The 22,031-nt window shown below is 61.9% G+C and carries 18 protein-coding genes; 8 read left to right on the top strand and 10 right to left on the bottom strand.

Annotated elements, in window-relative coordinates:
• Positions 1 to 117: 117 nt before the first annotated feature.
• Together ACR9Y2_RS08120 and ACR9Y2_RS08125 are read left to right on the top strand one after the other, a co-directional pair.
• On the top strand, positions 118 to 1,359 hold the full coding sequence (locus ACR9Y2_RS08120) for a Reeler domain-containing protein (RefSeq protein WP_435040585.1): 1,242 nt from the start codon (positions 118 to 120) through the stop codon (positions 1,357 to 1,359).
• Between the two features lie 43 nt (positions 1,360 to 1,402).
• A complete protein-coding gene (locus ACR9Y2_RS08125) occupies positions 1,403 to 3,277 on the top strand; it encodes a choice-of-anchor V domain-containing protein (protein WP_435040586.1) in 1,875 nt (624 codons plus the stop codon).
• Between the two features lie 72 nt (positions 3,278 to 3,349).
• Here the strand turns inward: ACR9Y2_RS08125 and ACR9Y2_RS08130 are convergent, their stop codons facing one another.
• The 5 genes from ACR9Y2_RS08130 to ACR9Y2_RS08150 form a co-directional block, all read right to left on the bottom strand.
• On the bottom strand, positions 3,350 to 4,339 hold the full coding sequence (locus ACR9Y2_RS08130) for a c-type cytochrome (protein WP_435040587.1): 990 nt from the start codon (positions 4,337 to 4,339) through the stop codon (positions 3,350 to 3,352).
• Positions 4,340 to 4,465: 126 nt separating this feature from the next.
• Positions 4,466 to 5,887 carry a pyruvate kinase gene (gene pyk, locus ACR9Y2_RS08135; protein ID WP_435040588.1) on the bottom strand — a complete coding sequence of 474 codons (1,422 nt, stop codon included), beginning with the start codon at positions 5,885 to 5,887 and terminating at the stop codon, positions 4,466 to 4,468.
• An 87-nt stretch (positions 5,888 to 5,974) separates the two neighbouring features.
• Positions 5,975 to 6,799, bottom strand: coding sequence for an undecaprenyl-diphosphate phosphatase (locus tag ACR9Y2_RS08140; protein WP_435040590.1), 825 nt, complete (start codon positions 6,797 to 6,799; stop codon positions 5,975 to 5,977).
• Between the two features lie 65 nt (positions 6,800 to 6,864).
• Positions 6,865 to 8,076: an MFS transporter gene (locus tag ACR9Y2_RS08145; RefSeq protein WP_435040591.1), complete on the bottom strand. Its 1,212-nt coding sequence runs from the start codon at positions 8,074 to 8,076 to the stop codon at positions 6,865 to 6,867.
• A complete protein-coding gene (locus ACR9Y2_RS08150) occupies positions 8,060 to 8,971 on the bottom strand; it encodes a dihydrodipicolinate synthase family protein (protein WP_435040592.1) in 912 nt (303 codons plus the stop codon). Before ACR9Y2_RS08150 ends, ACR9Y2_RS08145 begins: the two co-directional genes overlap by 17 nt.
• A gap of 138 nt (positions 8,972 to 9,109) precedes the next feature.
• Here ACR9Y2_RS08150 and ACR9Y2_RS08155 point away from each other — a divergent pair, with 138 nt between their 5' ends.
• The 6 genes from ACR9Y2_RS08155 (at position 9,110) to ACR9Y2_RS08180 (ending at position 16,576) form a co-directional block, all read left to right on the top strand.
• Complete coding sequence (locus ACR9Y2_RS08155) at positions 9,110 to 10,510, top strand: DUF6298 domain-containing protein (protein WP_435040593.1); 1,401 nt, start codon at positions 9,110 to 9,112, stop codon at positions 10,508 to 10,510.
• Between the two features lie 5 nt (positions 10,511 to 10,515).
• On the top strand, positions 10,516 to 11,751 hold the full coding sequence (locus ACR9Y2_RS08160; protein WP_435044838.1) for an FG-GAP repeat domain-containing protein: 1,236 nt from the start codon (positions 10,516 to 10,518) through the stop codon (positions 11,749 to 11,751).
• 64 nt (positions 11,752 to 11,815) lie between these two features.
• Complete coding sequence (locus ACR9Y2_RS08165) at positions 11,816 to 12,295, top strand: rhodanese-like domain-containing protein (protein ID WP_435040594.1); 480 nt, start codon at positions 11,816 to 11,818, stop codon at positions 12,293 to 12,295.
• Between the two features lie 78 nt (positions 12,296 to 12,373).
• Entirely contained in the window at positions 12,374 to 14,863 is a 2,490-nt protein-coding gene (locus ACR9Y2_RS08170) for a DNA translocase FtsK (RefSeq protein WP_435040595.1), read from the top strand.
• 223 nt (positions 14,864 to 15,086) lie between these two features.
• Positions 15,087 to 15,707: a PRC-barrel domain-containing protein gene (locus tag ACR9Y2_RS08175; protein ID WP_435040596.1), complete on the top strand. Its 621-nt coding sequence runs from the start codon at positions 15,087 to 15,089 to the stop codon at positions 15,705 to 15,707.
• Positions 15,708 to 15,754: 47 nt separating this feature from the next.
• A complete protein-coding gene (locus tag ACR9Y2_RS08180) occupies positions 15,755 to 16,576 on the top strand; it encodes a hypothetical protein (protein WP_435040597.1) in 822 nt (273 codons plus the stop codon).
• A 4-nt stretch (positions 16,577 to 16,580) separates the two neighbouring features.
• Here the strand turns inward: ACR9Y2_RS08180 and ACR9Y2_RS08185 are convergent, their stop codons facing one another.
• The 5 genes from ACR9Y2_RS08185 to ACR9Y2_RS08205 form a co-directional block, all read right to left on the bottom strand.
• Positions 16,581 to 16,952 carry a hypothetical protein gene (locus ACR9Y2_RS08185; RefSeq protein ID WP_435040598.1) on the bottom strand — a complete coding sequence of 124 codons (372 nt, stop codon included), beginning with the start codon at positions 16,950 to 16,952 and terminating at the stop codon, positions 16,581 to 16,583.
• Positions 16,953 to 16,987: 35 nt separating this feature from the next.
• Complete coding sequence (amaB, locus tag ACR9Y2_RS08190; RefSeq protein WP_435040599.1) at positions 16,988 to 18,511, bottom strand: L-piperidine-6-carboxylate dehydrogenase; 1,524 nt, start codon at positions 18,509 to 18,511, stop codon at positions 16,988 to 16,990.
• A gap of 51 nt (positions 18,512 to 18,562) precedes the next feature.
• Positions 18,563 to 19,024, bottom strand: coding sequence for a hypothetical protein (locus ACR9Y2_RS08195; RefSeq protein ID WP_435040600.1), 462 nt, complete (start codon positions 19,022 to 19,024; stop codon positions 18,563 to 18,565).
• Positions 19,025 to 19,050: 26 nt separating this feature from the next.
• Entirely contained in the window at positions 19,051 to 19,512 is a 462-nt protein-coding gene (locus ACR9Y2_RS08200; RefSeq protein WP_435040601.1) for a hypothetical protein, read from the bottom strand.
• Between the two features lie 76 nt (positions 19,513 to 19,588).
• On the bottom strand, positions 19,589 to 21,955 hold the full coding sequence (locus ACR9Y2_RS08205; RefSeq protein WP_435040602.1) for a prolyl oligopeptidase family serine peptidase: 2,367 nt from the start codon (positions 21,953 to 21,955) through the stop codon (positions 19,589 to 19,591).
• Between the last annotated feature and the right edge of the window lie 76 nt (positions 21,956 to 22,031).

Consider the following 22,031-nt stretch of genomic DNA (forward strand, 5'->3'; position numbering starts at 1 on the left):
CGTCCGCGGCGGATTGCTGTTCCAACTGGAACGAGCATTTGTCCTACCCCACAGGATAGATGCTTTCACGGGGACGCCGGAAATGTCCCTGGAGAGTAGAAAGGGTAAAGATACACAATGGGCCGCAGGGCAATTCAGTTGTTGGTGTGTTCGGCGATGCTCGGGGCGTCGCTGTGGGCAGAGGTGAATGGAGCGCCGGCGTTCACGACAAACGCTCCAGGAGACGGCATCTGTACGGATTGCCACGGCGGGACCATCAATTCAGGGACCGGCCAGCTGACCGTATCCATGGTGGATGCGTCCACCTGGACTCCGGGACAGCAGGTGCGGCTGCGCGTGACCCTGGCCGATCCGCAGGCGCGGCGCTGGGGCTTCAACATTACGGCGCGCCTGACCTCCAATCCAAACTCGGGCGTCGGCACACTGGCCGTGGCCGACACCGCCACCACCAAGCTCAATAACGGCGGCGGCGGGATCCAGTTTGTGACGCACACCTCCGCTGGCACCAGGCTGGGCACTACGGGTTCCTCTACCTGGGAGTTCTTGTGGACGCCACCGGACAATGCCTCGGCCGGAGAAGTCACCTTCTACGCGGCCGGCAATGCGGCGAACGGGAATAACCAGCCCGACACGGGCGACAAGATCTACACCACCACCCTGGCGGTCTCCCCTGCCGGCACGACGCCCGATACGCCCGCGCCGCCACCCCCGCCCACCATCAACCGCATCGCGCCGAGGTTTGTTTTCGGCGAAAACTGGTCAGCCCGGTTGTATCTCTACAACACCTCCGATACGGCGGCTAAAGCGCTTGTCTTCTTCACCGGCAACGACGGTACGCCCATGAGCGGAGTGCCCGGAGGAGCCGCGCCCGCCGTGGACCTGGCAGCTCATGGCAGCGCGGTCATCGAGGCCCCCGCGGGCGGCGCCGTGACGGAAGGGTATGCTTCCCTCGCCCTGCCGGACGGCGTTTCGGGTTATGTCGTGCTCACAAAGTCACCGCCGGACCAGCCGGCGATGGAAACTGTACTCAACTTCTCCGCGCCCGGCGTCAGAAGCAGTACGCTGGCGTGGGACGATACGACGCTCACGACTCAGCTGTCGCTCAGCAACCCCGGGTCAGAGAACACCACCGTGCGCTTGACCCTGGCGGATCCTGGCGGTCAAGCCGTGGCTGGTTCCAGCATCGCTCTGCCCGCCAAAACTAAACTGGAAGTAAACCTGAAGGACATACCTGAGTTCACCGCCGCCGCCGGCAATCGCGGTACGGTTCTACTTACGGTGGACTCCGGCAGCTTCTCGGTGGCGGGTTTCCGCGTTGGCACCACGTCGTTCAGTGCGATTCCCTCAACCGATAAGTAACCAAAAACCAAATTCCGGCATCTGGGTTTCTATCGATATGAGGATGGGGAAAATTCGAATCACTACAAAACTGTCAATTTGCGCCTTCTTTTTTGGCGCTTCTTTACTGGCAAATATCACAGGAGCTCCGACGTTCGTTACAGGGGCTCCGGGCGATGGTATCTGCACAGACTGTCACGGAGGCGTAGCGAATAGCGGAACCGGCAGTGTGAAGGTGGAACTGGTGGATGCCAGTCACTGGACACCCGGACAACAACTGCGCTTGCGCATCACACTAGCCGATCCGTCGGCCCGGCGGTGGGGCTTCGAAATCTCGCCCCGTATGGCGTCCGATGCAAACAGCAGCGCGGGTACCCTGGTGGTGGCCGATTCGACGAATACACGGAGGATCACCTCCGCAGGCATCCAGTTCATCACGCATACCTCCACCGGAACCATGCAAGGCCAGGCGGGCTCCGCAAGCTGGGATGTTCTGTGGACACCGCCGGACGATCCGAACTTCGGCGACGTCACGTTCTATGTGGCCGGCAATGCGGCCAACAACAATGGCCGGCAAGACCCGGGCGACAACATCTACAACAACCTCCTGACTGTCTCGGCGGGTACAGGTCCCACGCCCACCACGACCACCTACGCCTTGCCCCAGCTTGCCTTTGGCGGCGGCTGGTATACAGCGTTGTACTTCAACAACTCCACCGGCAGCGCAGTTTCCGTGAAGGCCAGTTTCTTCGGCCAGGACGGGAATCCGCTCACCGTACCGGACGCGGGCGGAACTACCAAGACACTGGCAATCGCCCCCAGCGGAACAGCCATCTTCGAGGCAACGAACACGGGTTCCCTCACACAGGGCTGGGTGAAGGTCGATTTGCCGGAGGGTGTGACCGGCTATGCGATCTTCCGGCAGAGTATCCAGGGACGCGCGAACCAGGAAGCGGTGGTCCCCCTCACCGGGGTCGTGGACTCTACGAGTACGCTCATCTGGGACGATACGGCGTTTGCCACCGCTGTCGCCATCGCGAATCCAAATGCCAGCGCAGTGACCGTGAACGTGAATGTCCTCGACTCGGCTGGGAACTCCATCGGTGCGTCGACCATCGACGTCCCGGCCAACGGCAAGACCGCCGCATTGCTGCGGGATCTGCCCGGCCTGGGTGGAATGACGGGCTCCAGGGGATTGGCAAAGCTGTCAGTGCCCTCCGGAGGCCTGTCTGTCCTGGGTTTGCGGTTTGGCGGCGAGGCCTTTACTTCGATCCCCACCGCCCCTCCTGTGGGGACTGCCTTCGCGCTGCCCCAGTTGGCGTTCGGGGGCGGCTGGTACACGGCGCTATACTTCAGCAACACCACCGGCAACCCGGTTTCCGTCACCGCCAATTTCCTGGGGGAAGACGGTAATCCACTCTCCGTTGCGGCCGCTGGCGGCACTTCGAAAACGCTGAACCTCAGCGCCAATGGCACGGCCATTTTCGAAGCTCCTAATAGCGGAACGCTGACACAAGGATGGGTGCGGGTCGATTTGCCCAACGGGGTAATCGGCTATGCCATCTTCCGCCAGAGCATCCAGGGTCGCGCGGACCAGGAAGCAGTCGTCCCGCTCACCGGCACCACGCTGCCCACCAGCACGCTCATTTGGGACGACACCGCATTTGCGACAGCCGTTGCAGTGGCCAATCCGACCACGGCTGGGGCTCTGGTGAATGTCGAAGTGCTGGATGCGAACGGTGCTCAAATCGGCCTCACCACCATGGCGGTTCCGGCGAATGGCAAGACGGCGGCACTGCTGCGCGATCTGCCGGGCTTGAGCGGTATGGCCGGGCAACGCGGAGTCGCCAAGTTCTCTGTACCCTCGGCGGGCCTGTCCGTGCTGGGTTTGCGCTTCGGCGGCGAGGCGTTTACCTCGATCCCGGCCGTTCAGCAGTAGAGATTACAACCAGAGGAACTGAGCTTCGATTCGAATCGGGGGGCACCATCACGGCGCCCCCTTCTTCTTGGCCTACTGCACAGGCGCAGCCAGCGCCGGATGCACTTCCACCGGGTTGTGCACCGGTTTGATGGTCCGCAGATAGGTGTAGATCGCCCGCAGGTCCTCTTCCGGCATCTGCGACATCGGCAGCCAGGGCATCAGCGTGAAGTTGCTCTGGTTCATCTTCGGGGCATTGTCGTAGGTCATGTTGGCAAAGCCCTTGAACTTGTCGACGAAACGCTGCTCGCTCCACTTGCCCAGGCCCGTCTCTTCGTCCGGCGTGATATTGGCCGATCGCACCAGCTTGCTCGCGAAGTTGAATTCGTGGCCTCCGGCGAACTCCTTGCCTTCGATAGCTTGGCCCTTCTCCATCTGGCTATGGCATTCGGCGCAGCCGCCCAGTTCGACCAGATACTCGCCGTACTTCAGCCGGTTCGAACGATCGGGCATGGGCACCTTCGCCGTCACCGGCTGCGGCGAGAACTTGATCATCAGGTTGACGGGAAAGTTGAGCTCAGTCCGCGGCAGGCGGTTCTTCACCGGTGGCAGCGAGTTCAGGTACGCGACCACTGAGTACGCATCCTCGTCGCTCATCCTGCTGAAATGCGTGTATGGCATGAAGGGGAATAGCGCACGCCCATCCTTGGAGACCCCCTCCCGAATCGCGCGCAGCTTCTCTCCATCGCTCCAGGAACCGAGGCCGGTTTCGGCGTCCGGTGTGAGGTTGGGCGCCACCACTTTACCGGGAAAACCGAGCTCCGGCGGGAAGACAAATCCGACGCCGGTACGGCCGTCGTACACCGGCGCTCCGAACTTATCCCAGTTCCGTTCGCTGTGGCACCCTTCGCAGTCCGACACGCTCTCGAAGACGTACTTCCCACGCTGCAGGCGTTCCGCCGTGGCTTCCACTTTCTCAGACACGGGTGGATTCATGGCGGGTTTCTTGAGCACCAGGGCGGCATAGCCGCCGCCGACAATCACCACAATGGCGATCACAACGTAAAGCAGAATTCTCTTCACTGCGGGAGCCCCTCCTACCGGGTCCTTCAACCACTACGCGCAAACCAGGCGCTGATGGGGTCGAACCGTAAGGTATTTTACAGGTGTCGGGGCCCAGCGCAATACGGAGTTGTCCGGACGTGCGTGTCAGCCGATCTCGCCGACACGGTGGAGCTTCATCATGTTCGTACTGCCGGGGCGGCCGATGGGCATGCCCGCCACAAAGACCACACTGTCGCGCGGCTTCAGTAGCCCCTTTTCGACGAGGACCCGGTCCATCTGCGCCATCATCTCATCGGTCGATGTGGTATGCGGCGCCACAATCGCGCTGATGCCGAAGACGACGGAAAGAGAGCGCGCCACTTGCTGCGTCTGCGTGAAGACGAAAATCGGAACAGGCGGGCGGAAGCGGGCTACGTGACGGGCGCTGGAACCGGAGGAACTGAACACCACAATGGCTTGCGCGCCGGCCATCTTGGCGGCGTGATAGGCCGAATCGGAGACGATTTCGGCGTGTGTGACGTACTCGCGGCTGGGCAGTTCGCGGAATCCGTACTTTCGCGTAGATTCTTCAGCCTGGGCGGCGGTGCGGTCCATCATCCGGACGGCTTCGACCGGATACTTGCCCACCGAGGTTTCACCTGAGAGCATGACGGCGTCGGTGCCGTCATAGATCGCATTGGCCACGTCGCTGACTTCCGCGCGCGTGGGGAACGGATTCTCGATCATCGATTCCAGCATCTGCGTGGCCGTAATGACGAACTTGCCGGCTCGCCGCGCCGATTCGATAATCGACTTCTGGATGAAGGGTACCTTCTCCATCGGGCATTCCACGCCCAGGTCGCCGCGCGCCACCATCACGCCGTCGCTCTCGCTGAGGATGTCCTTGATGTTCTCGACGGCCTCGGGCTTTTCAATCTTGGCGATGATGGGCAGATTCGAGCCCTTCTCTTCCAGGAACAGCCGCAGCCGCAGCACATCGCTGGAGCGCCTGACAAAGCTCAAGGCCACCAGGTCAACTCCCACCTGGAGCCCGGCCAGCATGTTCTCCATGTCGCGTCGGGTCATGGACGGGGTGGACAATTGGACGCCCGGCAGGTTGATGCCCTTTTTGTCCTTGATTACGCCGCCCGTGACGACGCGGCAACGGGCCCGGATGCCGTCGGAATCGATCACCACGAGCTCGAGAGCCCCATCGGCCAGCAGGACACGGTCGCCGCTCTTTACGTCGCGCGCGAAGTCCTTGTAAGTGGTTGAGGCGCCTTCCGCATTGCCCACCAGGTCATCCGTAGTGATGACAAACTCCGCGCCAGGCACCAGGACGGCTGAGCCGCCTTCAAAGGTGCCGATGCGGATCTTTGGGCCCTGCAGGTCAAGCAGGATGCCTGTGTTCAGTTTGAGCTCTTCGGCTGCTTTGCGGATTTCGATAACGGCTTCGTGGCGCTGTTCCACAGTGCCGTGGGAAGCATTCAGGCGAAAAACGTCGACGCCGGCCTGAATGAGCTTGCGGATCATCTCCGGAGAGCTGCAGGCCGGCCCCAGTGTGGCAACGATCTTGGTGTTGGTCATGCGGATTGGTGAGTGGTTTCGCCCAACGGTGGCCCTCACACCATTATGCCCCGTAATGGGCTCCAATCCCCAGCAACCAAACCGTAATCAGCGGGCGGTCCAGTTCACCAGGCCCATGTAAGCCGTTGCCAGCACGGCCACACCGAAGACAATCCGGTACCAGGCGAAGGCTGTGAAGTCGTGGCTGCTGATGAAGCGCAGCAGCCAGCGGACGCACAGGAAAGCTGAGATAAAGGCGGCGATGGAACCTACGCCAAACCAGCCGGCATCGGCCACTGAAAGCAGCGCCCGCTCTTTATACAGCTCGTACGCACCCGCAACCATCAGCGTGGGCACGGCCAGGAAAAACGAGAACTCGGTGGCCGCCTGGCGGGACAGCCCGAAGAACAGGCCGCCGATGATGGTGGCGCCGGAGCGGGACGTGCCCGGGATCATGGCCAGGCACTGCGCCAGTCCGACCTTGAGGGCATCTGTCCAGTCCATTTCATCGACTGTGTGGATGCGGATCTGGTGTTTGCGCCGCTCCGCCCACAGAATCACGATGCCGCCCACAATGAATGCCAGCGCAACCGGTACCGGTTTGAACAGATGGGCCTTGATGATCTTGTTCAAGGCCAGGCCCAGGATGGCGATCGGCAGGAAGGCGATAAAGAGGTTCACGACAAAGCGCTGCGCGCGCCGCTCGGAGAATAGGCCGGTGAGGATTCCAAGGAACTTTGTACGGTATTCCCAGATGATGGCGAAGATAGCGCCGGTCTGAATGACGATCTCGAAGACCTTGCCCTTTTCCGAGTTGAACGACAGCAGATCGCCCACAAGAATGAGGTGTCCGGTGGAGGAGATCGGCAGGAACTCGGTGAGGCCCTCCACAATTCCCATGACGAGGGCTTTCAGCAGCAGAATCAGGTCCATCGCCGGATTGTAGCGAATCGGGCTGGTCCGGCACGATCACGCCGGGCGGATCTTGTGATCCCTGTCTATTGATTTGGCCGGGGCTTCAGCACTGACAGCAGGATCACCGCCAGCAGCAGCACGCCCGCGCTGCATTGGAAGGCAGCCGCGAGCCCCAGTTGGCTCTTCAGGTATCCGGCCAGGCCGGCCATCACTCCGCCCAGCAGGCACGACAGGCAGTTCATCAGGCCATACCCGGTGGATCGTAGCCCCGGGCTCACAAACTGGCTCAGCACCGGCATCGTATTGCAGTCATACAATCCGCGGCCGAGGCCGAACAGGATCAGCCCCACTACCAGGATGGGAAAGGACTTAGTCGTTCCCATGAGGAACAGGAACGGCGCGGCCACGCCAAGGCCAATCACCTGGGTCAGGATGCGGCCCCGCGAAGATACCTGCTGCCAGCGATCCGAGGCGAAACCACCGGCGAGAATGCCGGCATAGCTGGCCACCTGCAGGTAAAAAGTGGCCGTGAAGCCGGCTTGCGCCAAGCCCAGTGAGTAGTTCTCCACCAGGAATGCCGGTAGCCAGGTATAGACCAGCCAGTTGGCTACGCCAACCAGGCCAAACGCGGCGCCCAGCCGCAGAAAGGCCGGATTCCGCAGCAGTTCCCCGAAGCCATGCAGCGGGTGGGGGACGGTCCCCGGGGAGGGCTCAGTGTGACGCCGGAAGAAGGCGAAAAGGATCACGAAGTATACGATTCCGACCGCGCCGAGAACCGTGAACGCCATCCGCCAGCCGTGCGTCTCGCCCATCCAGCCGCCCCATACGCCGCCCAGAATCACGCCGCTGTAGAGCCCGCTCTGGTGAATGCCGGCGGCCAGCGAGCGGGTTTTCTCGGGATGCGCGGCCACGACCAGAGCCAGGGCGGCGGGCAGGTAGCAGGCTTCACTCACGCCCATCAGGGCCCGCGTCCACAGAAGTTCTTCCACCGTGCGGACATGTCCCGTCAACCAGGTGACCGCGCTCCAGACGATTAAGCCGAACAAAATGATGCGGATGCGGCCGAAGCGGTCGGCCAGGTAGCCGGCGGCGGGCGACAGCAGGCCGTAAGTCCACAAAAACACGGTGCCGACGAGCCCAAGTTGGGTGCTGGTGGCGCCCAGGTCGCGCTGCAGCAGCGGGAACATGGAAAACGCCACCTGACGGTCCAGATAGTTCAGGGCGGCCACCACCCACAGCAAACCCACCAGGAGCCACGGGTGCAGGCTGTGCGCGCGGCTACCGGATTCTGGCAACTTGGGGGTCCGCCGCAAGCAAGTCCAGATGGGGCGCGTAAGCGTGGAGTTGGGCCACCAGATCCTGCTCCTGGTCGGGCGTCAGCCGGACCGGATCCTGCAGGGAAATGCCGTAGTCGAGGCCGCACCAGCCCAGCATCGTCTTCAGCGCCGGGATCATCGGGAAACGCAGGACAATCTCGATGAAATGGTTCAGATGATGCTGGATCGCGCGCGCTTCGGCCCAATGGCCTGAGTGGGCAAAGTTGTAGATGTCCACCACCATCCTTGGGAAGACGTTGTAGAACGAGCCGATTCCGCCGCTGGCGTTCATCAGCAGCCCGGCCGCCAGCACTTCATCGCGCCCGTTGAACACCGGCAGCCCGGCGCGCCGCAGCAGCGACAGCCGGTAGATGTCGAAATCGGTGAACTTCAGGCCCACCACATTCGGGATGGTGCAGAGTTCCAGCACCTGGTCGGTGGTCGAAATGGCGGAGCTGAACTGGGGGAAGTAGTAGATGAGAACCGGCAGGTCGGAGGAGGCGGCCAAGTCAGTGTAGTAGCGCTTCACCCCGGCGAAATCCGCGGCATCGCGGGGCGGCAGGCTGCTGACGGCGCTGGCTCCGCAACCAGCCGCATGGGCCGCCAGTCCGAATGCCTCCGCCGGATCGTAGGCGCCGACGTGGACGACGGTCAGTGCACCCGACGGTGCGTTGCGGCACGCAACTTCCGCCGCCTCGCGCCGGGTGGCAGGCGGCAAAGCGAGCCCTTCTCCCGTATTTCCGCAGACATAGACGCCGTGACAGCCGGCGCTGTAGACCCGTTCCAGGAGCGCCTCATACGGACGGTTCAACAGGGAATGGTCCTCCGCCAACGGCGTGACGAGGGCCGGTAGGATGCCGGCAAACTTAGGCATGGTACTCCTTGGAACGGGCAATCGATGTAACTATCGATAATATGGCCCTCCTGACTGGGCGTCAAGCCAATCGACAATCGGAGCACAAATCCGGATGCGCTTTCTGGTCCTCTTTGACATACTCCGCTTGGGGTGCCCATGCGGAGAACATCGCTTTGGTTGGCTTCGATTGTACTTTTGAGCGCCGGAACCGGCTTGGCCCAACAGCAGGTCAAAGGCCCGCTGCGGGTCCTGAAGTCCAATCCGCGCTGGTTCGAGGACGGCACGGGCAAAGCGGTACTGCTCACCGGGTCTCATACCTGGCAGAACCTCCAGGACAACGGCCTGCTGATCCGTGGCGCCGTTGAAGATCCACCCACCCGTTTCGACTACGACGACTATCTGGCCCGGTTGAAGAAGTACAACCACAACTTCTTCCGGCTGTGGCGTTGGGAGACCACCAAGTGGACCGATGGGTATACCGGCAACGAGGTGAAGTATAGCTGGCCGCACCCATGGGTGCGGAGCGGTCCGGACTCCGCCACGGACGGCAAGCCACGGTTCGACCTGGAGCGCTTCGACGAGTCCTACTTCCAGCGCATGCGGACCCGCGTGGAGAAGGCGGGCGCCCAGGGCATGTACGTCTCGGTCATGCTATTCGACGGCTGGGAGATTGAGTTCACCGACGCCTGGCTCAACCACCCGTTCCATAAAGCAAACAACATCAATGGAGTAGAAGCCGATACCAACGGTGACGACAAGGGTCTGGAATACAACACCCTGGCAACCGGTTCCGCGGCAAAGAGGGTACTCGAGCTCCAGCAAGCCTACGTGCGCAAGGTCGTCGACACGGTGAACGACCTCGACAACGTCCTGTATGAGATCTGCAATGAGGGCTATCCGGAGTCGACCGCCTGGCAGTATCACTTGATTCAATACATCAAGGAATATGAGGCGAAGAAGCCGAAGCAGCATCCGGTCGGAATGACTTTCCAGTACAAGGGCGGTACGAACGCGACTCTCAACCAGAGCCCCGCCGACTGGATCTCGCCCAACTCGGGTGACGCCAAGGAGAGCTACCGGGACGAGCCCTGCGGCGACTGTTCCCCAAAAGTGGTGGTGAATGACACAGATCATCTCTGGGGACACACTGGCGGCGACAACATCTGGGTTTGGAGAAGTTTCACCCGCGGCCTGAACGTCTTATTCATGGAAGAGATGCTGCCGTCGCCCACCTGGCAGGACTCTGCTCGTCTCGCCATGGGGCAAGCCAGGCGTTACGCGAACCGCATGAACCTGGCGGCCATGAAGCCCGAGGGCAAGCTCTCGGGCACCGGCTACGCTTTGGTGGAGGAGGGTCGGGAGTACCTGATTTTTCAGTCGAATAAGGGCGAGTTCACCCTGGACCTGACCGGGGTGAAGGGCACCTTCCAGGGTGAATGGCTAGACGTGAGCGCGGACCGCACCCTGCCCGCGAAGTCAGTGGAAGGCGGCGGAATCCGGACCTTCACCACACCGTTTCCTGGCCCGGCTGCCTTGTACTTGAAGATCAGGGAGTGACCCCCATGCGCCTGCCGCTGCTGATGACCTTTGTCCTGTCCGTGCCATTGCTCGCGGAGATCGGCCCCGCGAGCTTCGCGCACCACTTCATCGCCCGTGAAATGCCCGGCCGCGCCGTAGGCATCGGGTCGAGCGCCCTGGCCGACTTCGACAAGGACGGCGATCTGGATTTTGCCGTCTACAATCGCGGAGACGGGAAGATGTACTGGTTTGAGCAGCGCGGCAAGGACGACTGGGCACAGCATCTGGTGGGCGAATTCAGGATGAGCCAGTTGGGCGCCGCGGCTGTGGATGTCGACCACGACGGCTGGATCGACCTTGTCATCGGAGGCTATTGGTTCCGCAATCCGGGCCGGCCCCGGACAGCCCCGTTTGAACGGTATACCTACGATTCCAGAATCACACGCGAGATCCACGATGTCGTGCTGGCCGATATGGATGGCGACGGGCGGTTGGATGTGGCGGCTATGGGCGACGGAGACGGCTGCTTCTGGTACAGCATGCCCGATCAGCCCGCCCAGGATGCCGATTGGCCCCGGACGACAATCACGCTGTCCGTGAAGGACGACCAGGACGACATCCACGCCGGGATTTACCCGGGTGGAATCGGTGACCTCGATAACGACGGCGACGCCGACGTGGTGCTGCCGGACCGCTGGCTGGAAAACTCGGAGAAGGGGACCAAGTGGGTGCGCCACGGCCTCCCCTTCGGAAGAAAGGGTCCGTGGGGCCTCTCCGCGCGCAGTTGGATCATCGATTTGGATGGCGATGGATTCAAGGACATTGTCATGGTGGACGGCGACGGGCAGAACTCCGGCTTGGCCTGGCTCCGCAACAATGGCAGGAAACCGGCCGGCTTCTCAGCCAGTTACCAGGCGAACCGGGTGCCCGGTACGCGAGGCTCATTCCACTCGCTGAGAGTGGCCGATTTCGACGGCGACGGCGACGGCGACATCCTGGTCGTCGAGCAGGAAGATCCATCGATTCTGCCACTTGGGGCTACGCCACGCTGGTTCATCTACGAGAACCTGACCACCGCCGGAAACGTGAGATTCGAGGAGAGGGTGATCCTGGATGAACGCCTGGGCGGCCACGATGCCTGGATCGGAGACATCGATGGCGACGGGGATATCGACATCGCCGCCAAGATCTGGAGCGTCTGGAGCGGCAACAGCAACGGTGGCCGCGTTCACGTGGATTGGATGGAGAATCTCAGCCGGCGCGCACAGCCCGCACGCTGAAACGGCTTTCCAGGCCACAAAAATCAGCTGTTTGATTGCAGAGTCAAAGGTCTAGAATTAGAGCATGTGCACCGAAGCAACTCCGCGCGTATCGCGCCGGGGCCTGATGCGGACTTCGTTGGCCGCTTTGACTGCCGTGGCCGCTGCCGCGGCGCCCGCCGGATGGAATGATGCGGATCTGATCACGCCGGCTGATTTTGCCAAGCGCCTGGGCCAGAAGGACGCGAACAAGATCGCCATCTTCCATGTAGGGTTTGGGGTGCTGTACCGCAGCAAGCACATCCCGAACTCGGTTTACGTTGGCCCGTGCAACAAGCCCGAGGGCATCGAGCTCCTAAGGAAAGCGGCTGCCAGGCTGTCGAAAGACCAGGAGGTGGTCATCTACTGCGGTTGCTGCCCGTGGGACCACTGCCCGAATATGAAACCGGCCTTGGCGGAACTGAAGCTTTTGGGCTTCAAACGCTTGAAAGCACTGATGATTCAAACCAATTTCTCGGCCGATTGGATCCAGCACGGCTACCCTGTGGAGAACGGCCAAGGCTAAGAGTGCAGGGCGGGCTTGCCTGCCCCCGGGCTTCTGTTATACTTACGTTGCTCTGGCTTTCGCTCGCCGGTAAGGCGGATGAAGGTAAAACTATTTACACGCTTTCCACGCCTCAAAGAGGTGACGGGCATTGTATTGCTCCTCGCCGCTGTGGGGTTTTTGTTTGCTCTGGCCTCCTACGATCCGACTGATTCCAGTTGGAATAACGCCACTTGGCGGACCCCCGCGCACAATAAGATCGGCAGCGTCGGTTCCCACTTCGCCGACTTCCTGTTCCAGTCGATCGGGCTGACGGCCTGGGTCGTGCCCTTCCTTACGGCTTGGCTCGGCTTGCGCTGGATGCGCGCCAAGAGCCTGCGGTCTCCCGTAACGCGCCTCGCAGGCTATTGCCTGATGTCCGTCTCCATCTCCGGCGCTTTGGACCTGATGCACCCGCTTAATCCCTACGACGGCGCCTTTGCCGTGGGCGGCGTGGCCGGGTTTCTGGTCTCCAGCAGCATGATCCGGATTCTGAACGTCACGGGTACGGCTATCCTGTTGACCTGCCTGTTCATTCTGTCCATTTACCTGGTGTCCACCTTCTCCATCGCGGCGATCGGCGAAGCCGTGGAGCAGTGGCTGACCCGGCAGATCAATAAGGTCTGGAAGCGTAAACCGAAGCCGGTGATGGATCCGGCGGATGCGCAAATGCAGGGCGAAGGCGCGGAAACTCCGGGCTTGCTGGCGCAGGCGATGGCCAGCCGCAAGCTGAAGGGTAAGGCCGCTGCCGCAGGCGCCGTGGCGCTGAGCCCGGCCGGCCTCAACGCCGACGTCGCGCAAATGGAAGGCGCTGACCTCGAAACCGAAATCCCGCACTATGTGAATGGCCACGGCGAAGTCTATGCCAACGGCCACTCGAATGGATATTCGAACGGCACTCCGGCTAACTTCCGGAATGGCGGCGCCGCCGTTGAGGACGCGCCCCCATGGGAAGCCGACATTCCCATTCGTTCGCTGGAAGACGATCTCACTCCAGCCGTAGTACCTGCACCGCCGCTGCCCAAGCCGCCGGTGAAGGCCAAGGAAGAACCGCCACGCCGGACCTCGTTCCGCGTCCCGCCCACCAACCTGCTGAACATCGTGCCGGAGCGCGAAGGCTACGACAGCGCCGAACTGAAGGATGTTGCCAGCCGCATCAAGTCGAAACTCGAAGAGTTCAACGTGCTGGGCAACGTGGTGCAGATCAACCCGGGGCCCGTCGTCACCACGTTTGAATTCAAGCCGGACGCCGGAGTGAAGATCGCCAAGATCACCACCCTGACCGAGGATCTCTGCCTGGGCCTGCAGGCGGAGTCGATCCTGATTGAGCGCATCCCGGGCAAGCCAACGATGGGCATCGAAGTCCCGAACTCGCGCCGCGAGATGATCAGCCTGCGCCAGATTCTGGAATCCGATGAATTCATAGAGTCGGCGTCGCGCCTGACCATTGCGCTGGGCAAGGACATCAGCGGCCGCATCCGCATCTCCGAGCTCGAAAAGATGCCGCACTTGCTCATCGCCGGCTCCACCGGCAGCGGCAAGAGCGTCATGCTGAACGCTTTGATCATGTCTGTGATCTACAAGTCCACACCGGACGAGGTCCGCATGATCATGGTCGATCCCAAGCGCGTGGAATTGGGCATCTACGATGGCATCCCGCACCTGCTGACGCCGGTGATCACGGAACCGAAGAAGGCCGTGAACGCGCTCCGCAATGCCGTGCTGGAGATGGAGCGCCGCCTGAAGCTGCTGGCCAGCTACGGTGTCCGGAATATTGACCAGTTCAACAAGAAGATCCGGCTGGCGAACGACAAGCCGATGTCGCTGTTCGACGAGAACAAGCCCAAGGATCCGGTCGAGGAAGAACGGCCGCTGCCGTATATCCTCATTGTTATCGACGAGTTAGCTGACCTAATGATGCTCGAGCGCGCCGGCGTGGAGGAGTCTGTCATCCGACTGGCTCAGATGGCGCGCGCCGTCGGCATGCACCTGGTGCTGGCCACCCAGCGGCCCAGCGTCGATGTCATCACCGGCCTGATCAAAGCCAATTTCCCGGCCCGCATCAGTTTCCGCGTGGCGACTCGCGTGGAATCACGGATCGTGCTCGATGTCATGGGCGCGGAGCACCTGCTGGGCAAGGGCGACATGTTGTTTCTGCCGCCCGGAACCTCGCGGCTGCTGCGCGTACACGGCGCCTTTGTGACCGAGACCGAGATCACCGACGTGGTCGACTTCTGGCGCAAACAAGGCTCGCCCGACTACGACCAGAGCTACCTCATCGCTCCGCCGTCTGACGACGATAATGACGAAGCGGAAGAAGCTGATGGCGAAGAAGACCCGCTCTACCGCGATGCCGTGCGCGTAGTCTGCGAGATGGGCAAGGCTTCGACGTCCATTCTGCAGCGGCGCCTGCGGCTGGGCTACGGACGCGCGGCCCGCATTTTGGATAATATGCAGCGGGAAGGGATCATCGGCCCGCCGGATGGTTCCCGCCCAAGAGACGTCTTGCGCCGGCCCGGCTGGATGGATGCGCCGGACAACGACGACTGAGTTTGTGGTTGAAGAAACCGTGAAAGCCTGGGGTCCGACTGAGCCCGGACCCCAGGCTCTTTTCATGTCTGACCGGGTCCTTCCTTGAAGATGTAGCGAAAATCATCGCATCAGGCTCCTCTCTGCCCTGAATTTCGTGCCCTCCTACCCTCTTCCCGGGATGCCTGCCTGCCCGGCCCTCGCAGCAAACTGGAGTTATAAAAACAGGTTCCAGGAGGAACTCATGCTGCGAAGCCTGAACTCTTTAATCGGTTCGACCATTCACGCGGAGGACGGCAATCTGGGCCATGTGCACGATTTTCTGTTCGACGACCGCGGCTGGACAGTTCGCTATCTCGTTGTGGAGACAGGGAGTTGGTTCTCCAGCCGGCAGGTGCTGGTTGCACCGGCGGCGGCCGGCCAGCCCGACTGGGACAAGCGAGCATTGCCCGTCAGCCTGACGATGGACCAGATCCGCAACAGTCCAGATGTCGACACCGCCAAACCAGTGTCGCGTCAGGAAGAAATCGCTGTCGCCGAATACTACGGCTGGCCTGCCTACTGGTCGATGGAGCCGCCTCTGGTTCCAGTCTTCGCCACAACCCAGACGGCGGTGATGGAGGAAGACACTCACCTGCGCAGCTCCAGGGACATCGTCAGCTATCAAGTGAAGGCGGCGGATGGAGAACTGGGCCAGATTGACGATCTCATCATGGAAGACACCAACTGGTTCGTCCGCTATGTGGTGGCGCGCACCGGCAGTTGGATGAGCGGCCAAAAGGTCCTGCTCTCCACCAGGTGGGTGGATACGATCTCGTGGGCGGACCGGCAGGTGGTCCTGGCCCAGGCGCACGACGACCTCTAGTTCCAACTCCCGGTGGCTGGGATCCCGCGCCTGCGCTAGAGTCAGACGTGCGCATTGTGCTGATCGTGACGCTCGCGGCCGTTGCCGGCGTGTTTATCTGGCTGGTCGGCCTGAGGTTGTTGAGCGGCCTGCTCGACCGCCTGTCCACTAACCGGGTGGCCGTCCAACCAGTGCATCAATTGCGTTTCGACAATGGTGTGCTGGAAATGGCAGGCAAGCGGCTCGACCTGCTCATACCCGGCAGCCTGCCGTCCGGCTTCACCGTATCGCTTTCGTCCAGCGGCCGAGTCTCCTTCGCTTACCAGGGTCAGCAGTTTCCGTGCGGACCCGGCCGCCAGCAGGGTGGTCCCGACGCATTGCCGGATTTCGAGTTCACGCCGGATTCAGGCGATGCAGTGACGTTCACGACCGAACAAAGCCGGCTGAGTTGGCCGACTCCGCTGGAAATGAACTTCATGACCGGGTCCGCGCCTTCCTGGCGCCGCCACCTCTACCACCGGCTGGCGTGGACGAAGCGCAGCGGCGCAAACGTGGAGATTCTGTGGCGTTTCCAACAGGGGTTCTTCCCCGCCGACGGCTGGCGGCCACCTACCGTGGAGTCCGGTTTCGCAGGGTTTTCCCGGATGAGCATCCTGGAAGCCAAAGATCTGCGCGCCGCGGCCAGTGAACATGTCGCGCGGACCAAAGGTTGGAAAGAGGGAGAATTCCGGTTAGAGGATCGCGGTCCGGCCGCCGACGGCAGCGGCGAAGTGATGGCAGTGATTCACCGCGACGACGAGACCGCGCAGCACCCTGGCTCCGGACGCTCGTTGGGGCTGGTATTGGACTACAAATCACGCCGCGTCGCCCGCGAGATCGCGTTTCAATGAGCAGCTACTTCGCGTGGGCTAACTGGTGCTGCTTGCAGTACTTGGAGGAGTCCGAGGTAGCCCGCGTGCAGCGCTTTCCTGAGGCCGTGAGAGCCGCGCAGCGCACGGCCGCCGGCTTCGCATCAGCAGCCGATTCCGGTTCGATGTTGCGCAACGCATTGTAGGCAGTGGGCTTAGTCTGCAAGGCGCCCTTCTGCTCACTCAGGCCGCGCAGGATCGTGTCGATGCGCGACTCCAGGGCGGCGACCTGCGTTTTCATCGCTGAGAGTTCCTCGATTAAGCTCTCCAGCCGTTCCACTTCGGGCTGCGTCCGCGCGGGCGATTGGGCATATACCAGGGGGAGAAGCAGGAATAGGCAAATGGCGATGCGCGGCATAGCACTGAACTAGTGCCGCGCATCCGGATTTATTCTCAGACCTTGAATTCGATGCCCTGCGCCAGCGGTAGGTCCTTTGACCAGTTGATGGTGACGGTTTGACGGCGCATGTAAGCCTTCCAGGAATCGCTCCCGGCTTCGCGGCCGCCGCCGGTCTCCTTTTCGCCGCCGAACGCTCCGCCAATCTCGGCTCCGCTGGTTCCGATGTTGACGTTGGCGATGCCGCAGTCGCTGCCACGGGCGGAAAGGAAGGTCTCCGCCGAGATCAGGCTGTTCGTGAAGATGGCGGAGGAGAGGCCCTGCGGAACGGAATTGTGCCAGGCGATGGCCTGGTCGAGGGTTTCGTACTCCAGTATGTACAGAATGGGCGCGAAGATCTCCTCGCTGACGATGGGCATGAACGCACTGGCCTTCACCAGGGTGGGCTGGACGAAGTAGCCGCCGTCCTGCTCCACCGCCGCGCCGCCATACAGGATTTCGGCACCCTGCGCCTTGGCGCGCTCCAGCCCGTCGAGCATCTCGTCCACCGCCGTCTTGTTCACCAGTGGACCCATGAGGGTCTGTGGATCGAGCGGGTCTCCAATCCTGACCTGGGCATATGCGGCCTTGAGCCGTTCGACGAACGGTCCAGCAATCGATTTGTGTAGGAAGAGGCGGCGAATGGTGGTGCAGCGCTGTCCGGCCGTGCCGACCGCACCGAAGAGGACGGCGCGCAGGGCGAGGTCGAGGTTCGCGTCCTCGGTGACGATAACCCCATTATTTCCGCCCAGTTCCAGGATCGTCCGGGCAAGCCGGCGGCCCACCACCTCGGCTACGCGGTAGCCCATCTGGCAACTGCCGGTAGCACTGACGAGCGGCACTCTCCTGTCCGCCAGCATCTTCTCGCCGACCGTGGAACCGCGACCGATGACGAGGGTAAACACGCCCTGCCAGCCGGTGCGCTCCAGTACGCGGTTGCAGATGTGTTGGACTGCAATGGCGGTGAGCGGGGTTTCCGACGACGGCTTCCATAGGACACAATCACCGCAGACGGCGGCGATCAGCGCGTTCCAGCTCCAGACAGCGACAGGGAAGTTGAACGCACTGATGACGCCCACTACGCCCAGCGGATGCCACTGTTCATACATCCGGTGGCCGGGCCGCTCGCTGTGCATGGTGAGGCCGTAGAGCTGGCGGGACAAACCAACGGCAAAGTCGGCGATGTCGATCATCTCCTGCACTTCGCCCTTGCCCTCGGCCAGGATCTTGCCCATCTCCAGGGAGACCAGGGCGCCAAGATCGTCTTTGTGAAGCCGCAACTCCTCGCCGATCAGGCGCACAATCTCTCCGCGCTTCGGGGCCGGCAGCAAACGCCAGCGTTCGAAAACAGCCGCGGCGTCGTCCATCACGGCGTCGTAGTCGGCGGCTGAGGCCATGGCGATGCTCGCAATGGGCGCACCTGTAGCCGGATTCAGGCTGCGCAGTTCTCCGCCGCCCGGGGCTTCCAGCCAGCCTGCCCCGCAAGCGCCGGAGTTCAAAGGCTGAATACCCAGTCTGTTCAGAATCTCTTCAACTGACATGAAGGCTCTCCGGCCTTCATTGTACGAAGCCGGACGCCGGGCCGGGCAGGGTTATTTCGTCAACCGCTGGACGGAACTCACCAACATTTCGGCCCGCCGCACGGCACAGGTGGCGTTCACCCGGGCATCCTCGCGGCGTTCTTTGTCAGCGAGCCCGGCCAGATCATCCTGCTGATTGTCGACATACGCGCCCAGCAGTTCACTAATAGTCCAGGATTCACGGACAGCCGAGCGCTGTTCATCATTCAGCGAGTCGTAGCGCGCATCCAACTGATCCAACAGCTCCTTAATGGTCTTTACCTTGACCTGCGCGGTCCTGACTAGCGATTCGGCCTGCTTGGGATCCGTTGTTTTGGACTCTTCCAGCAGGCCCTGCAGCGATTTCTCGGTTTGTACAATCGCTCCTGCTTCACGAACGACGTCAGAGACCACTGATTTCGAAGTCTGCGCGGCAAGAGTCCGGCCGACGACGATCAGGCAAACAGAGAGAACAAAGATCACGCGGTACATCATTTCCCCCCAACAACCTCAATCCACAGTTATTCGGCGAAGCGCGCGACGTCTTTTTCGATTTTTTCCGCAAGTTCTGAGGTGCTCTTCGCCTGACGTTTCAGCACACCCCATTTGGGTTTGGTTTCCCCGTCTCCCAGCGTGGAACGTTGCACGGCGGTGAGATCCGTCAGCCGATCGGCTGCTGATTTAAGACGGTCGAGCCGGCTGTCCTGATACAGCCCCCTGGCGCACTCGGCGCGTTCGACCTCGTAGAGCTTGGTTTGGATCCTGGCCGCTCTAACTTGTTGATTTTCAATCTCCTGCCGCACGGCAGCATGATCCACGGCCAAGCCGTAAGGCTTTGCGGCCACATCCTGCGCGGCCACCCGGATCAGGGCTGCTTCGCCTCTTATTTCAGTGGCGGCTGTTTTCCATTCAGACGCAGGGACTTCCGTCTGAGCTCCAGCAAGGCTTGCGGCGAGCGCCGCAGCGAATGCGATTCGCAACATCTGCCGTCCCTCCTATAAGGAATGACGAGATATTAACCTACCGCGGTTGCAGATAATTAAGATAGGCCCTTTCGAGTCACTTGGAACTGGATTCCGCCGGAGCATTTTTGACGTATTTATCAAACCACGTCAACATTTCCCAGACTGTGTGCTCAGAGCTCTCGCGGGCGGCGTAGCCGTGCGATTCGAAGGGCAGCATCACCAGGCGCACAGTGCCGCCGTTGCCGCGAATGGCCTGGTAGAGCCGCTCGCTGTTGATGGGGAAGGTGCCCGGATTGTTGTCCGCTTCACCGTGGATGAGCAAGATGGGCGTCTTGATCTGGTCGGCGTAGGTGAACGGCGACATCTTCATGTAAATGTCGCGGGCCTGCCAGAAAGTGCGGCGTTCGCTCTGGAAGCCGAATGGCGTGAGGGTGCGGTTGTAGGCCCCGCTGCGGGCGACGCCGGCGCGGAATAACTTGCTGTGCGCCAGCAGGTTACCGGTCATGAAGGCACCATAGCTATGGCCGCCCACGCCGACACGGTTGCGGTCCGTCACGCCCATTTCAACCGCTTTGTCGATAGCGGCCTTGGCGCCGGCCACCAACTGCTCGAGATAGGTGTTATTGACCGTCTCCGGGTTGCCCACGATGGGGATTGTGGCGTCGTTCAGGATAGCGTAGCCGGAGAGCAGCAGGAACAGTTGCGAGATGCCGCGCATCTGGACAAACCGCTGCGTCGAACCGCCGATCTGGCCGGCGGTATCGGCGTCGTTGTACTCCAGCGGATAGGCCCACATGATCGTAGGCAGGCGCTGGCCGGGCTGGTAATCCGGAGGCAGGAACAGGGTGAACGAGAGCTGCACGCCATCGTCGCGCTTGTAGGTGACCAACTGGCGCTTGATTTTGCGCAGGATGGGCGTGGGGTCCTGGAAGTTGGTGATGGCCGTGCGGGTTTCGCTGCCTTTTTGCCGGATGTAGAGGTTAGGCGGTGTATTCGGCGTCTCGTAGCTGGTGAGAAACCGGGTGCCCTCGGCATCCAGGAGGCCAACTACGGTTTCGTAGCCCTGGTCGCCGGCGCGGAACAGACGTTCCGTCTCCCAAGTCCTGAGGTTCATGCGATCGAGGAACGGCCGGTCGCCCTGCGGCGAGGCGCCGGTGCCGGAGAGGAACACGTAATCTCCGCTCTGCTGCAGCACCATGCCGCCGGTCGGCAGGCGCTTCAGCAGCGGCAGGCCTGGATCCTTGTAGCGGTCCTGTGCATTGCGGCTGGAAACGAGCTTGGCCTGCGCGGTCGGGTCGTCGAGATAAATGCGAAACATCTGCAGCCAGCGGCGGTCGCGATCGTAATCGCTCACCAGCGCCATGCCGCCGCTTTCGCCGTACATCAGGCCGCGGGCCCGATGCTGGGTCTTGAAGACTTCCACGGGCTGGCCGCTGAAGGGGGCACGCAGCATCATCAGCTTGTCGCGAAACGGCGCCTTGGTTTTGGGATCCCCGCCGTCCAGCGCCTCCCACCACATCAGCGTCGCCCCTTCCGTCGGCCTCCAGCCAATACTGCGGCGTCCGGTAGGTACCCCCTCGATGGGCACGGTGTCTTCCAGCGGGTGGCTGAAGACCTGATAGACAGTGCGGCCGGTGCGATCCCAGACTTCGGTTTCGTGCGGGAAGTTCGGGTATGCGTGCAGATAGGAGTAAGGCTTATGGATGCGGGCAACCAGCAGGTGCTTGCCGTCGGGCGCCGGATTGAGTGAGGAGAAGATACCGGCTTTGCCGATGGGCGTCACCCGTAGCGTGGCCACGTCGATGCTGGCCAGTTGCGAGGTGCAGTAGTAATCGAAGAGCTTCTCGTCATAGGGGCTCTTCAGCATGTCCTGGTAGGTGCGCACCGGGCCCGCATTGCCTGAAGACTCCTGGACATTGGGTCCGGCCGGTGCGGCGGGCGGCTTGGGCGCAGGTCCGCGGGCCGCCACCACCATGCGCACCAGCAGTTCCCTGCTGGAAGAGAACCAGGCGACCGGCTGGCCGATAGTGTCGTTCAGGATAACGCCGGGTACTTTGCGCAGGGCCGGGCTGGTGAGCGATCCGATGTAGAGCTCGATGGTGCTGGCCGTGGAATTGGTGACGGCGAAGTACTTGCCGTCCGGGCTCCAGACCGGGGTGTCGAGGCTGGCTCCTGGCGGCGTGGCGATCTTCACCTCTGCTCCGCCGGCGATCGTCTTGAGGGTCAGCCCCGTGGCTGTGCCCAGCGGCGCATGGGGGCCGTTGTTGGCGGGATTGATGCGCAGGCCGGCGATGCGGTGTACCGGCGCGGCGAGTACGGCGATGGAAGGATAGAGCTGCCGTTGGATGAGCAGGATATGGGTCTTGGCCGGACTGATGGAGGGCACGGGTGAGGCCGGCGCGTGCATGACGTCGAGGATGGCTTGCGGCGGCTTCTGGTAGTTGATTTCGGCTGTCGCCACGAAGGCGGAGCAAAGGAAAAGGAGAGCAGGAACTGTTCGTAGCAAAATGACCCTCGACGAGCTGGGAATTTTGAGA

It is taken from the genome of Paludibaculum fermentans (assembly GCF_051172195.1).
GTDB classification, from domain to species: Bacteria; Acidobacteriota; Terriglobia; order Bryobacterales; family Bryobacteraceae; genus Paludibaculum; species Paludibaculum fermentans_A.